We start from the raw sequence: 12,289 nt of genomic DNA on the forward strand, positions 1-12,289 counted from the left end.
AGCAACGTGAATGGCTACTTTAAATCCACGTGACGTTGTCATCGTTGATGGCGTACGTTCAGCAATGGGTAAAACCAAAAACGGTATGTTCCGCAATGTACGTGCTGACAGTCTGTCTGCTGAACTTGTCCGTGCCCTGATGGTACGTAACGAATTCGACCCGAATGAAGTTGAAGACGTAATCTGGGGCTGTGTGAACCAGACCCTAGAACAAGGCATGAACATTGCCCGTAATATTGCATTACTGGCAGACCTGCCGAAGACTGTTGCCGGTCAAACCGTAAACCGTCTTTGTGGTTCGTCTATGCAGGCGATCCATACTGCGGCAGCGCAAATTGCCACCAACCAGGGTGATATCTTCATCATCGGTGGTGTTGAGCATATGGGCCATGTAGGTATGATGCACGGCATCGACCTGAACCCGGAAGCATCGAAGCATTATGCCAAGGCATCTAACATGATGGGTTTGACTGCGGAAATGCTGGGTCGCATGAACGGTATTAGCCGTGAAGAACAGGATGCGTTTGGTGTGGAATCACATCGTCGTGCCTGGGCTGCGACTGAAAACGGTCTATTCCAGAACGAGATCGTCGGCATTGAAGGTCATAATGCAGATGGCTACAAAATCTTGTGTGATATCGATGAAGTGATCCGTCCAGATGCCAACATCGAATCATTCCGTGCTTTACGTCCAGTATTCGATCCGAAAGGCGGTACAGTGACTGCGGCGACCTCTTCAGCTTTGTCTGATGGTGCTTCTGCAATGCTGCTGATGTCTTATGAACGTGCGCAAGCTTTGGGTCTTAAGCCACGTGCTGTGATTCGCTCTATGGCGGTTGCAGGTTGTGATGCTGCGATCATGGGTTATGGCCCGGTTCCGGCAACGCAAAAAGCCTTGAAACGTGCTGGTCTTGCGATTTCTGATATTCAAACTTTTGAATTGAATGAAGCCTTTGCTGCACAAGGCTTGTCTGTGCTTAAAGGATTAGGCATTTATGACAAACAGGACATCGTAAACCATAATGGTGGTGCGATTGCATTGGGCCACCCGCTTGGTTGTTCTGGTGCGCGTATTACCACGTCTCTGCTTAACGTGATGGAACAGCAAGATACCCAGATTGGTCTTGCGACCATGTGTATTGGTTTGGGTCAAGGTATCGCGACAGTGATCGAACGTGTTTAATTAAACACTGAGATAAAAAGAAAACCCCGCTTAGTGCGGGGTTTCTTCATCTACCATACCATCGATTATATAATTCTGTCACATGTTCAAAATGAGTACTTTTTTCGCGTTGCTTAAGTTCAATGATTTTCTGACTAAATTCATAATTCGTCTTTAACATACTTCCGAAAGTGTTAAACATGAGCTGCTCATCAAGGTCACCAAATCTAATTCCAACAGATACAAATTCACAATAATTAAGCATATAGAGAATTGAGTTTTTTTGTTCAATACTTAAAATATTAAAATATTCAGATACTAATGCATTATGATTAGGATTTAAATTACGAAACTCATTAGAAATAGTACTAACAGCATTCACATAACTCATATAGCGATCCGATAATCTAGATTCAATTAAAAGTTGCATAGAGTGATTTCTTCTATTACTTAATACTTGAGATCTCGTACTAAATAACCAGCCCAAAATTGCTGCTAATGTTCCCAACAATACAAGAACGGTATTAGAAGCACTGGACGTTGATATATATAGAATACTAGTATCTTTATAGTTCCTAATTTCGTGTGTAATTTCTTTATTATCAATTGAAAAATTTAGAAATGACTGGTCTTGCAATAAGGTACTTACTTGCCAAAGCATCAATAAACCAAAGCTGATACCAACTAATCCAATTGCAATATTGTATTGAGTTTCTGCTTTAATTTTTAAAAAAAAATTATCTTTTTTTACCCAAAAATAAATTATTAATGCTAAATATGGCGATAAGAGAATTAAAGTTTTACAAATATTTAATAAATATATATCTAGTGTTGTAATAGAGCCTGCTGGCATATTTCACCCAATAAAAAGCACCTTAACTAAGGTGCTTTTTATAACATATTTTTACAATAATTAACCAAATCCATAACCATCTGATTTACCCCAACCAATAATTTTTTTATTCAACATAACTATTACCTCTAGCGATTAAAGTATGAACACCTAATTTTTTAGGGTCATTTATTATACTCTTTATAAAAAAGGAGTCAATCTAGACTATTCTTTATTAAAAGATAGCAAATCTAGCTTTTGCCCTCAAGTTGAATCTAACATTAATTACAATTGTAATTCAATAACTTACAATACAATCTAAAAAAACAATCAACTTTAGATAATGCTTCAAACTCCAATTGCCATCTTAACTACTAATTTATATAAAAATTATAATTTAAAAAAAGATTAGTAAGAATCTATTCAACTAGTAATTACCAATTAATTGAATGTTATCCCTTTGTAAAATTAGTGGAAAATTCAACCAATAAATTTATATTTATAAATCACTTAAATTTTATAAGTGTATGATCAAGCCTCTTTTTTCCTACATCCTTAAGGGGTTTATATGAACATGCTTAAAACAATGATCGCGACTACAATCGTAGCGACTTCTGCATCTGCAATGGCAACTGAAGCTCAAGTTGCGCCAGCAACTGTTGTAACTAAAACAACCCAAACTGTTGCTAAAGAAGCTGCTGCACCTGTACAAGCGAAAGTTGAAGCTACTCAAGCGACTGTTGCTGCAACTCAACAAGCGGCTGAAACTAAAGCTGAAGCAGTAAAAACAGAAGCGACGACTCAAGTAGAAACAGCTCAAGCTACAGCAGAACAACACGTTGAAGCTGCGAAAACTGAAGCAGTAGAAACCAAAGACACTGCTGCTGAAAAAGCAGAAGTAAAAGCTGAGAAAAAAGGCTGGTTCTCTTGGTTCAAAAAAGCGGCTTAAGATTTTTTAAGCATAAAAAAGATGTCAGCCTGACATCTTTTTTTTGTTTTGGATAGTCTCATTTAAATTCAGGAATTAAAAACCTTAATCTTTTATTTAAACCTTTTGCGCCAGCATAGTGGCAAAGTGCTGTTTAATCCGCTGGCCCTGCTCATCGACACGGTATAGCTCACCGATATCTTCATTGTATTTCACAATATTCCAGCCCTCATAATACCCTCGCAACTCCCCCGGCTGAAAAGCAAATGGAAAATCGGCTTGTGCCGGAATATCTGGCGTATCCATGGCACAAACAATCAGGTTATAGCCACCTGGCACGGTCGCCTGCTGCATCTGTGCAATGAGCGGTGGAATGGTTTTCGCCTCAAGAAACATCATCACCACGGTACAGTAGATAAAGTCATATTGGCCTGCAATGCTGGTATCCGTGTTAAGGTCGCGGCGCTGTACCTGCACATGATCAATTTGCTCGGTCTGCACGATCTGTCTTAAAGTCTGCAAACTGTTTTCGTTGACATCCCAGGCATCGACATTAAAGCCGTTCTGACTCAAATAAAGCGCATTACGCCCTGTACCACAGCCGACATCCAGCGCACGGCCACCTTTTAAATAGGGCATCGCTGCCAGCACTTCAGAATGGGTAGGATTTAACTGATATTTCTTGATGAAGTAATCCTCAGGCTGGCAGTAAAAACGCAGCTGACATTCGGCATCTTCACTGGCAGAAACAATTTTGTGCCAGGCCTCAGGCTCAATGAATGGCGGTTGCTGCTCTGATGTAAACACATGCTCGGATTGCACCGCACCAGATTCTTCCAGCATGGCAAAACGCAGTTCACCTTTTAATACTGTCAGTTTCGCCCAAGTACCCGCTTTGGTATTGTGCTGATTCTTGAAGCCCTGAGGAATACTTTGCTGGTTTCAGACTGGAAGTTCCTTATAACATCTCAACTGTTGCATAATTTTTTGCCCTCCATATCTATCCATGCTCCGCCTGTCATTCTTTTGGCAGCGGTAATTAATTCAGCATAGCCTGTTCAAATCGGAATTGGAATCAGCGCCTATTTACGCTGTGCCGATGCAATAGCAAGATCAATACCAGTTTTTTATCAAAATAAAAAAGCTGCCTCTTTTGAGACAGCTTGGTTGTATATCCATGAGGAATATGGCGACTCGATTAATGTAGCAGTTCCGACTTCAGCCAGTTGATGTATTTGTCCTGATCCATAAAATCCGGTGCGCTCCCCAGATCCAGACTGAAATACTGCTGATTGAACTGAATCACAATCTGTTCTGTATAGTGCCAGTCTTCGATCAGCTTGAAATATTGATTCAAGAACAACCGGTTTTTGTCCCCGTTATTTATCCTTTGTAATTTTGAATCTATTTTATTTGCGACAAACTCACCGTACACCTGCTGAATATCAGCAAAAACCTGAATTGTTTGCATGACTCACCTGCTTAAATGTTATGTCGTGATCTGTGCGACCCCTTCAATTTAGCAAGCGAGTTTGAACAGCAGATGACAGTCCTATGGCAATCCTGTCATCTAAATCAGGCTACAACTTGTTTTCAACCGCTTTCTGGTTGACGCTCGCAACTCGTTCCGTCTGCTTATTGAGGAACAGCATTTCTTTATACAGCGCATTAAACTCTTGCACGGCTTTATCGTCATAGAACATAAAGGTGTTATTTTTCTTTTGCCATTTATGCTTTTTCAATATTGCAAATAAGGCATCGGCCTTGGCCAGAGTCTGTTTTTCAATTTCAAAAATGACATGTGCATTACTATTTTGCTGACTGTCTTTTAAGGTCAGGCTCAGTTGCTGGCGATAACGGTTTTTAATATCCAGTTGCTGCGCCTTGTCGATCAGCTCGGCATCGCGCTGCTGGATTTTCTGCTGATAGCTGTTCACAATTTGATGGACTTGCTTGAGCATGGCTTCAGTTTCTTTATAGCCTTGTGCCTGGTCCTTGGCCAAGCGGTCGATATTCAAAAAATTCTGCCAGTTGGCGGCTTTTAAGTCGCGTAGATACTGATTGCGTTCCTCGGCACTGTCGCGCAATTGTCCCAGCATAAATTCTGCCATGATGGCATAGTCACCATCCAGACGATCGTCTTCAAGCTCAAGCTGAATCGGTTTAGACCAGTCCTGTGCCTGTTGCGCAATGCTCTCGGTTTTTTCTTCGAGCACGGTTTCATATTCGAGCAGCTCGGCCTGATGTTTTTGCTGGACCGAATTCTGATAAAACAGCCCAATAAAAATTGCCAGTGTCACAGCAGCTACAATCATAAAAACACGCGGCATGTATACGCTCCAGCTCTGTCTGTCAGATCTTGTTGATTTACATCCACTATGCTTATTTTTTAGACACAATTCAAGGCATTTGATTTTTCCAATAATATGTCTAGCTTAAACAGAAATTTCTCCTCTCACAAAGCCATCCTTCCCAGAACCCTATTTTTTCGATCTCATTGCGACAGATTTAATAAGCTCGTTAAACAAAGTTATCTAGACCGACAGGCGCACATTATGGGGAATTAAACGGCAGGCTCAGATTAAGCCGGTTCGGATCGAATTGCTCGCGGACAATATTCACATTGGTGGCATCGCGGTTAATTCCAAAAGGTTGCAGCAGTACATATACCCCATTTCTTGGGTCAGAAGACTGCAAGCCCTGTGCGATGGCCAATACATATTCACGGAACACCACAGGCAGGCTATCCAGATCAGGGTCGGCAGGTGCACGCATTACATCAATATTCGCGACCACGTCGCCGTCCACGCTATAGGCCTGAATTTCACGTTCAATTTTCATCAGGCGCATTTGCAGGGCCTTACGCTGGCTGTTCTGTTCCTGATAAGGCAACATTTTTTCAGTTACGGCGCGCAGTTCCGGTTCCGCCATGACGGTCAGGGTCGGCAACACCACTGAATCAGCAGCATGTGTGAACGTGGACAAAGTTAAGGTGGCACAGGCGGTGACTAAGCCGAGAGAGATCGGTTTTAGGAGATTCATCATTTTCACCCTCGTTTGGAAAAGGGAAAGCGTCAAAGCTAAATCTTACAAATAATGCCAGTGCCTATTGTTAAGTTTGATAAACGGTCAATGATGCATAAAAAGGTAGGAAACCTAGAAAAAGAAGAAGTTGAAACAACTGAAAAATAGAAAAGAATGCTGATCTGGATTTGGTGCAGACAAAAAAAATCCCCAGACAAAGTTTGAGGATTTTTTGAATATGGTGGCGAGACCCAGGATCGAACTGGGGACACACGGATTTTCAATCCGTTGCTCTACCTACTGAGCTATCACGCCGATGCGGTGTATTAAGCCGTATCTGACCTCATTAGTCAATCAAAATTATGAAAAAAATATTTGAGTGGTTGATTTTTGGCCTAAAAAAAATCCCTGATGGGATCAGGGATTGAAAACTTTGAAATCGTTTTAAAATATGGTGGCGAGACCCAGGATCGAACTGGGGACACACGGATTTTCAATCCGTTGCTCTACCTACTGAGCTATCACGCCGATGTCGCGTATTAAACAGTTTCAGCTGTAAATCGTCAAGAGCAGAGAGAATAATTTTCATCAAATGTTTACTTTTCCATCAACTCGCGTCAATTTGAGTCATAAATCGAACAATTTTTACCAAAGACCTCAGCAATAAAACAGATTTAAGCGCTTATTTACATAAAAAAGCAGCCTAACGGCCGCTTAGGTTTAATCTATTTTCAGATTTTTTCCAGATTAGCCAGACAACGATGAATGGCCCCACAGCCCGGCACAAAGTTTTTCACGCCTTTTTCTTCTTCCATCCGGCAAACTTCGCTCACCAGCCTTTCTGCCACACCACGACCGCGGTTGGCCGGATGCACCACGATATTTTCCAGAATCCGGCTTTCGCCCTGTCCGGTGCACCAGATTGCCCCAATAATTTTGCTATTAAATTCTGCGCTATAAACTGAGGTATACTGTGCAAGGTTTTGCTCTAGTTGTTCCATGGCATCTGCCCCGTCGCTAAATTCAGGGCTCGTGTCATACAGTCGCTCAAGCTGGCTGCGCACTTCGTCATTTTCTAAAGAAGTATAAGCATGTACGGTGATAGGCATTGATAAACCCTCCTGAGCAATCTAATATGCGGTGACTTCGTCACGGCGAAAATATTTTCTACATCAATCATTTTGACGTATTTGAGGAACGTGTCTATGACAGATCGTATCAGTGAAGTGGTAAGAAATACCAACGAAACCAAAATTCGAGTTCGTTTGAATCTCGACGGTACTGGTCAAGGCACCTTAAACACGGGTATTCCCTTTTTAGATCATATGATTGATCAAATCAAGCGTCATGGCCTGTTTGATATTGATATTCATTGTGATGGCGACCTGGAAATCGACGACCATCATACTGTGGAAGACTGCGGTATTACGCTGGGTCAGGCATTTGCACAGGCATTGGGCGATAAAAAAGGCCTGAAACGCTATGGCCATTTCTATGCGCCACTCGATGAGTCTTTAAGCCGTGTCGTGGTGGATCTGTCGGGTCGTCCGGGTCTGTTTATGGATATTCCATTTACTCGTGCCATGATCGGCCGTTTTGATGTGGATTTATTCTCTGAATTTTTCCAGGGCTTTGTGAACCATTCCTTGATGACGGTACATATCGACAACCTGAAAGGCAAAAACAGCCATCACCAGATCGAAAGCGTATTCAAGGCATTTGCGCGCGCGCTACGTATGGCCTGTGAAGTAGATCCACGTGCTGCCAATACGGTAGCTTCAACCAAAGGTACACTGTAATGACCCGTATTGCCCTTCTTGATTATGGCATGGGAAATTTGCACTCTGCGGCAAAAGCATTAGAACATGTCGGTGCCACGGTTGATGTGACCAATGATCCAAAACTGATTGCGCAAGCAAACAAGATCGTCTTTCCGGGCGTAGGTGCGATGCGTGACTGCATGCAAGGCATGCACGACGCCGGGATTGATGAAGTGGTGCGCAACGCCGTATTTAACAAACCGGTACTGGCGATCTGTGTCGGCATGCAAGCCTTGATGCAGCATTCTGAAGAAAATGGCGGTACAGATGCGCTGGGTATTTTCGAAGGTGCGGTCAAGCACTTTCCGGAAATGGCGGGCTTAAAAGTGCCACATATGGGCTGGAACCAGGTGCATCAGGCCGAGCCTGATCATCCGATGTGGAACAATATCGAACAGGATGCGCGTTTCTACTTTGTACATAGCTATTACGTAGAACCACAAGATGCAAGTATTGTGGCCGCCATCTGTAACTATGGCATCGAGTTCTGTACCGCAATTCATAAAGAAAACCTGTTCGCGACCCAGTTCCATCCGGAAAAAAGTCATACTGCCGGCTTACAGTTATTGAAAAACTTTGTGGAATGGAAAATCTGATTTTCTTTTCGCCCCAAAAGCTCGCAAATTGCGGGCTTTTTTATTGATCACTTTTTACACTTTTCATTTATAAAAAAATCCATTTATCAGAGACCTGCTTATAAAAAATATAATGAAAACAAAGGAAAAATAATGATTAATACAATTCAGAATTCGGGGTGGAATGCATCGGGACGTTTTGGGCGACGTTCTTATATCGCTTGGAATATGCTGCTCGGTTTTTGCTTTAGGATCATCGGGATCATTGCTGCTTTCATTTTGCCTGGAATGAATCCAGAGACTTTAGAGAGTAAAATGTCCATGCCTTTAATGGTGATGTTGGTTTTGATCTACGGCATTGCGATTTATTTTAGCGTGATTTTTTTAATTCGTCGTTTACATGACCGTAATCATAATGGCTGGCTTTCTTTACTGATTTTTGTGCCTGTCGTGAACCTTGTCTTTACACTTTACCTTTTATTGGCCCCAGGCCACAACGAAAGTAATGAATATGGCCCTCCACGCACTACACGTGGCTGGGAAACTCTGTTGGTGGTGCTTTATCTGGTACTCGCGGTTATTTTGGCAGCCTTTGCTGTCCCTGCTTATCAGAATTATGTTGAACGTGCTCAACAGGCGTAGATGGAACAGAGTAGCTATCACACTGATTAATCCTTGTTAAATTTTGCATAAAGCCCATTCTTCATGTAATGCCAGTCAGTTAGGCAATTGACTGGCATTTTCTTTTTTAAATTCAGGATTATATTTGATAAGTGGGAAAGTCATCCGCAACTGTTTGAGGCAGGACTACATTAAAAAATGATTGTTTCTGCGACAAATTTACTACTGGATGGTGGCTGACGAGTTTTGCGGATGACAAATGCCTTTGGTTACTTTGGGCGAAACCAAAGTAACCAATGATTTACAAACATTTGATTTAAAATGTTAAGACTCCGTCGTGAACTATTAAAAGTTAAAGAATCTATTTCTAAACTCCTTAACTGATCAGCATTAATTCTTCATGGGCTTTATTTTTGCCTAGAGCTGGAAAAATGATTAAGCTGAACGCATTCATTTAATGATTAATGCGTATGGAACAGCGGCTGGACACTTTACCAAGCAAAGAACAAATTCAGGCCTTTCCTGTATTTAAAAATCTTCCAATGCAACAGATTCAGGTGATTAACAGCCTGGAACAGTGTCATGCCCTTGAACATGAGCTAAAAAGCTGTGCAGTCCTGGGTTTCGATTCTGAATCCAAGCCCACCTTTAAAGTCGGTGAAGTCTCCACTGGGCCACATCTGATTCAGCTGGCGACTTTAGACAAAGCCTATTTATTTCAAATGAATGATGCGATCTGGGATTTTCTTAAACCAATCTTTGCCAGTCGCGATCAGATCAAGGTTGGTTTTGGCCTGAAAAATGATGCGCATCTGTTCCGTAAAAAAGGCATTGAACTGAATAGTGTGATTGAACTGTCCAAATGTTTTAAAGCTTTTGGCTTAAATAATCCAGTCGGATTAAAAAATGCCATGGCATTGTTGTTTCAGCTAAATTTTCCCAAATCTAAACGGATTAGTACCTCGAACTGGGCCAGCAAGAAACTCAGCCCGGCACAGATTGACTATGCAGCCGCAGATGCCTATGCGCCCGTACTGGTATTTGAAGAATTACTGCGTCAGGATTTATTACCCAAAGAGATTCCAAATACTTCACTGAAATTGAGAATCCGTCCTTCATCGACGGCTTAATCTCTTGCGTGGCCTACTGGTACTGGCAACTTGATGTAGGCATGAAAGCTGTGATGAGTGCGGTCGATGAGAGAGCTGTGACTTTAGCAGATCTTACAGCTTCGATTATCGGCTAGCTCAGTACACGACCCGTTGTGGAAAATCTGATCTCCATTCAAGAGACGAATCATTAAAACCATTAAAATAAATTACCTCACTGCTACCTGTCTGCGCACAGGTTTTCTTTATTCATACCGTTTAAGAGTTAGAAAATTCGACTTTATTTGCTAAGATGAACTCACTCAAATTCATTCTAAAGATTAAGCAAGGAGCGAAAGCATGCTGATCATCCCTGCAATTGACCTGAAAGATGGCAAATGTGTCCGTTTAAAGCAAGGTCGTATGGAAGACGATACCGTATTTTCAGACGATCCGGTCGCAACAGCACAGCATTGGGTAAATGAAGGCGCTCGCCGCTTGCATTTAGTAGATTTAAACGGTGCTTTCGCAGGTACGCCAATCCATAAGCCAGTGGTTGAAGCCATTGTCCGATCTCAGCCTGATTTGCCGATCCAGATTGGTGGTGGTATCCGTTCTCTGGAAACCATCGAGCATTATCTGCAAGCCGGTGTTTCTTTTGTGATTATTGGTACTAAGGCAGTTCAGGATCCTGAATTTGTTGAAGAAGCATGTCAAAAATTTGCCGGTCACATTATTGTTGGGATTGATGCCATGAATGGCATGGTGGCAACAGATGGCTGGGCCAATGTGACTGATGTTAAAGCCACTGACCTGGCGAAACGTTTTGCTGATGCTGGCGTGTCGAGCATTGTCTATACGGATATCGCACGTGATGGCATGATGCAGGGTGTGAATATTGAGCAAACCGTGAATCTAGCGCAATACTCAGGTTTGCCTGTGATTGCATCTGGTGGGGTGACCAATCTGGATGACGTACGTAACCTGAAAGACCAACCGGGTATTTTAGGCGCAATTACCGGTCGTGCGATTTACGAAGGTACATTAAGCTTGCGTGAAGCACAGTTATTGCTAGATGAACAACAGGCGCTATAATTAAGCCTGCTGTAAAAGAGGTCTTCGGACCTCTTTTTTATTTTTTTAATTTTCTGATCTCCTGGCATGTCTACACTTATTTCCAAAAATCACTCCGGCTGGATGGTGAAAGCACCGCAACTCGCCCTGATCCTGATCACCATTATCTGGGGCGGCAGTTTTATTACCGTACAATACGGGCTAAATTTTAGCAGTCCGATTATGTTTGTCGGTCTGCGTTTTGCTGCGGCAGCGCTTGCCGTCACCCTGATTTCCTTGAAATCCTTAAAAGGCATGAACCTGAAAGAGGTGTTCGCCGGTGCGGTGATTGGCGTCATGATCGCCATCGGCTACGGCACCCAAACTGTGGGTTTGCAGACCATCAGCAGCAGTGAGTCAGCTTTTTTAACAGCTCTGTATGTTCCGCTAGTCCCGATCCTGCTCTGGTTAATGTTCCGTAAAAAACCGCATGTCATGACCTGGATCGGAGCGCTGTCTGCCTTTATCGGTCTGGTGTTTTTGACAGGCAATGGTTTTGCTGCGATTCAGCTCAGTCTCGGGCAAACCCTGACTTTGCTCGGTTCGATTGCGATTGCACTGGAGATTATTTTTATCAGCCATTTTGCCGAGCAGGTGAATGTACGCCGGGTTACGGTGCTGCAACTGATTTTTGCGTCCTTGTTCTGCTTTATGATCGCACCTGTTTTAGGTGAATCTCAGCTACCTGAATTTCACTGGCATCTGGCAGGGATTTTAGTCGGTTTAGGCATTGCCAGTGCCTTGATCCAACTGGTGATGAACTGGGCGCAGCGCATGGTCGATCCATCACAGGCGGCAATTATCTATGCCGGCGAACCGGTATGGGCAGCCCTGTTTGGCCGTCTGGCCGGAGAACGTTTACCATCACTGGCTTTATTAGGCGGATTGATGGTGGTACTTGGCGTGATTGCCAGTGAATGGAAACCAAAGTTTTTAAGAAAAGAATCAACAGAACAATTAAAGCAAGATCTTTCTTAATTCCGCTAAATCCTCCCTTAAAAAACATAGGTATCTACACAATTTCCGAGCTTTGCGTTAAATTGAAGAGCATGCTCTTCAATTTAACATCTCTGGTCTGGATCAGCGTCTTGTCAAACGCTATAACGGCCTTGTAAAACTCAATATG

14 protein-coding genes and 2 tRNA genes are annotated in these 12,289 nt (G+C 42.7%); 8 read left to right on the forward strand and 8 right to left on the reverse strand.

The features are described 5' to 3' along the window. Positions 1 to 10: 10 nt before the first annotated feature. Positions 11 to 1,183 (forward strand): acetyl-CoA C-acyltransferase FadA, encoded by a 1,173-nt coding sequence (fadA, locus tag WAK81_RS00120; RefSeq protein WP_422195178.1) that lies wholly within the window; start codon positions 11 to 13, stop codon positions 1,181 to 1,183. A gap of 46 nt (positions 1,184 to 1,229) precedes the next feature. Here the strand turns inward: fadA and WAK81_RS00125 are convergent, their stop codons facing one another. Continuing rightward, positions 1,230 to 2,015 carry a DUF4760 domain-containing protein gene (locus tag WAK81_RS00125; protein WP_422195179.1) on the reverse strand — a complete coding sequence of 262 codons (786 nt, stop codon included), beginning with the start codon at positions 2,013 to 2,015 and terminating at the stop codon, positions 1,230 to 1,232. A gap of 547 nt (positions 2,016 to 2,562) precedes the next feature. Between WAK81_RS00125 and WAK81_RS00130 the strand changes: the two genes are divergently transcribed. Next, complete coding sequence (locus WAK81_RS00130) at positions 2,563 to 2,943, forward strand: hypothetical protein (RefSeq protein WP_422195180.1); 381 nt, start codon at positions 2,563 to 2,565, stop codon at positions 2,941 to 2,943. Between the two features lie 96 nt (positions 2,944 to 3,039). Here the strand turns inward: WAK81_RS00130 and tehB are convergent, their stop codons facing one another. The 7 genes from tehB to WAK81_RS00165 all read right to left on the reverse strand — a co-directional run bounded on the left by tehB (position 3,040) and on the right by WAK81_RS00165 (position 7,055). After that, positions 3,040 to 3,852 carry an SAM-dependent methyltransferase TehB gene (tehB, locus tag WAK81_RS00135; RefSeq protein ID WP_422195189.1) on the reverse strand — a complete coding sequence of 271 codons (813 nt, stop codon included), beginning with the start codon at positions 3,850 to 3,852 and terminating at the stop codon, positions 3,040 to 3,042. A gap of 268 nt (positions 3,853 to 4,120) precedes the next feature. After that, complete coding sequence (locus WAK81_RS00140; protein WP_422195181.1) at positions 4,121 to 4,393, reverse strand: hypothetical protein; 273 nt, start codon at positions 4,391 to 4,393, stop codon at positions 4,121 to 4,123. A gap of 109 nt (positions 4,394 to 4,502) precedes the next feature. Continuing rightward, entirely contained in the window at positions 4,503 to 5,252 is a 750-nt protein-coding gene (locus WAK81_RS00145) for a hypothetical protein (protein ID WP_422195182.1), read from the reverse strand. A gap of 223 nt (positions 5,253 to 5,475) precedes the next feature. Then, positions 5,476 to 5,964, reverse strand: coding sequence for a hypothetical protein (locus tag WAK81_RS00150; protein ID WP_422195183.1), 489 nt, complete (start codon positions 5,962 to 5,964; stop codon positions 5,476 to 5,478). A 221-nt stretch (positions 5,965 to 6,185) separates the two neighbouring features. Beyond that, a tRNA-Phe gene (locus tag WAK81_RS00155) sits at positions 6,186 to 6,261 on the reverse strand. Between the two features lie 137 nt (positions 6,262 to 6,398). Then, positions 6,399 to 6,474, reverse strand: a tRNA-Phe gene (locus tag WAK81_RS00160). A gap of 203 nt (positions 6,475 to 6,677) precedes the next feature. After that, entirely contained in the window at positions 6,678 to 7,055 is a 378-nt protein-coding gene (locus WAK81_RS00165) for a GNAT family N-acetyltransferase (RefSeq protein WP_004278652.1), read from the reverse strand. A 96-nt stretch (positions 7,056 to 7,151) separates the two neighbouring features. Here WAK81_RS00165 and hisB point away from each other — a divergent pair, with 96 nt between their 5' ends. The 6 genes from hisB (at position 7,152) to WAK81_RS00195 (ending at position 12,141) form a co-directional block, all read left to right on the forward strand. Continuing rightward, positions 7,152 to 7,745: an imidazoleglycerol-phosphate dehydratase HisB gene (gene hisB / locus WAK81_RS00170; RefSeq protein ID WP_004729244.1), complete on the forward strand. Its 594-nt coding sequence runs from the start codon at positions 7,152 to 7,154 to the stop codon at positions 7,743 to 7,745. Continuing rightward, positions 7,745 to 8,362, forward strand: a complete 618-nt coding sequence (gene hisH / locus WAK81_RS00175; protein ID WP_422195184.1) for an imidazole glycerol phosphate synthase subunit HisH — start codon at positions 7,745 to 7,747, stop codon at positions 8,360 to 8,362. Before hisB ends, hisH begins: the two co-directional genes overlap by 1 nt. Positions 8,363 to 8,494: 132 nt before the next feature. Next, the gene (locus WAK81_RS00180; RefSeq protein WP_422195185.1) at positions 8,495 to 8,983 is read left to right on the forward strand and encodes a DUF805 domain-containing protein; all 489 of its coding nucleotides are present in this window, start codon (positions 8,495 to 8,497) and stop codon (positions 8,981 to 8,983) included. 449 nt (positions 8,984 to 9,432) lie between these two features. After that, entirely contained in the window at positions 9,433 to 10,092 is a 660-nt protein-coding gene (locus WAK81_RS00185) for a 3'-5' exonuclease (RefSeq protein WP_422195186.1), read from the forward strand. A gap of 318 nt (positions 10,093 to 10,410) precedes the next feature. Further along, positions 10,411 to 11,145: a 1-(5-phosphoribosyl)-5-[(5-phosphoribosylamino)methylideneamino]imidazole-4-carboxamide isomerase gene (hisA, locus tag WAK81_RS00190; RefSeq protein ID WP_005095189.1), complete on the forward strand. Its 735-nt coding sequence runs from the start codon at positions 10,411 to 10,413 to the stop codon at positions 11,143 to 11,145. 66 nt (positions 11,146 to 11,211) lie between these two features. Further along, complete coding sequence (locus WAK81_RS00195; RefSeq protein ID WP_422195187.1) at positions 11,212 to 12,141, forward strand: DMT family transporter; 930 nt, start codon at positions 11,212 to 11,214, stop codon at positions 12,139 to 12,141. Positions 12,142 to 12,289 lie beyond the last annotated feature (148 nt).

The organism is Acinetobacter sp., assembly GCF_049284435.1.
Taxonomy (GTDB): Bacteria; Pseudomonadota; Gammaproteobacteria; order Pseudomonadales; family Moraxellaceae; genus Acinetobacter.

What these genes read in the sequence shown, in the direction of transcription:
- fadA (WP_422195178.1), top strand. Translation starts at nt 11, where the DNA reads ATGGCTACTTTAAATCCACGTGACGTTGTCATCGTTGATGGCGTACGT.
- WAK81_RS00125 (WP_422195179.1), bottom strand. Translation starts at nt 2,015, where the DNA reads ATGCCAGCAGGCTCTATTACAACACTAGATATATATTTATTAAATATT.
- WAK81_RS00130 (WP_422195180.1), top strand. Translation starts at nt 2,563, where the DNA reads ATGAACATGCTTAAAACAATGATCGCGACTACAATCGTAGCGACTTCT.
- WAK81_RS00140 (WP_422195181.1), bottom strand. Translation starts at nt 4,393, where the DNA reads ATGCAAACAATTCAGGTTTTTGCTGATATTCAGCAGGTGTACGGTGAG.
- WAK81_RS00145 (WP_422195182.1), bottom strand. Translation starts at nt 5,252, where the DNA reads ATGCCGCGTGTTTTTATGATTGTAGCTGCTGTGACACTGGCAATTTTT.
- WAK81_RS00150 (WP_422195183.1), bottom strand. Translation starts at nt 5,964, where the DNA reads ATGAATCTCCTAAAACCGATCTCTCTCGGCTTAGTCACCGCCTGTGCC.
- WAK81_RS00165 (WP_004278652.1), bottom strand. Translation starts at nt 7,055, where the DNA reads ATGCCTATCACCGTACATGCTTATACTTCTTTAGAAAATGACGAAGTG.
- hisB (WP_004729244.1), top strand. Translation starts at nt 7,152, where the DNA reads ATGACAGATCGTATCAGTGAAGTGGTAAGAAATACCAACGAAACCAAA.
- hisH (WP_422195184.1), top strand. Translation starts at nt 7,745, where the DNA reads ATGACCCGTATTGCCCTTCTTGATTATGGCATGGGAAATTTGCACTCT.
- WAK81_RS00180 (WP_422195185.1), top strand. Translation starts at nt 8,495, where the DNA reads ATGATTAATACAATTCAGAATTCGGGGTGGAATGCATCGGGACGTTTT.
- WAK81_RS00185 (WP_422195186.1), top strand. Translation starts at nt 9,433, where the DNA reads ATGGAACAGCGGCTGGACACTTTACCAAGCAAAGAACAAATTCAGGCC.
- hisA (WP_005095189.1), top strand. Translation starts at nt 10,411, where the DNA reads ATGCTGATCATCCCTGCAATTGACCTGAAAGATGGCAAATGTGTCCGT.
- WAK81_RS00195 (WP_422195187.1), top strand. Translation starts at nt 11,212, where the DNA reads ATGTCTACACTTATTTCCAAAAATCACTCCGGCTGGATGGTGAAAGCA.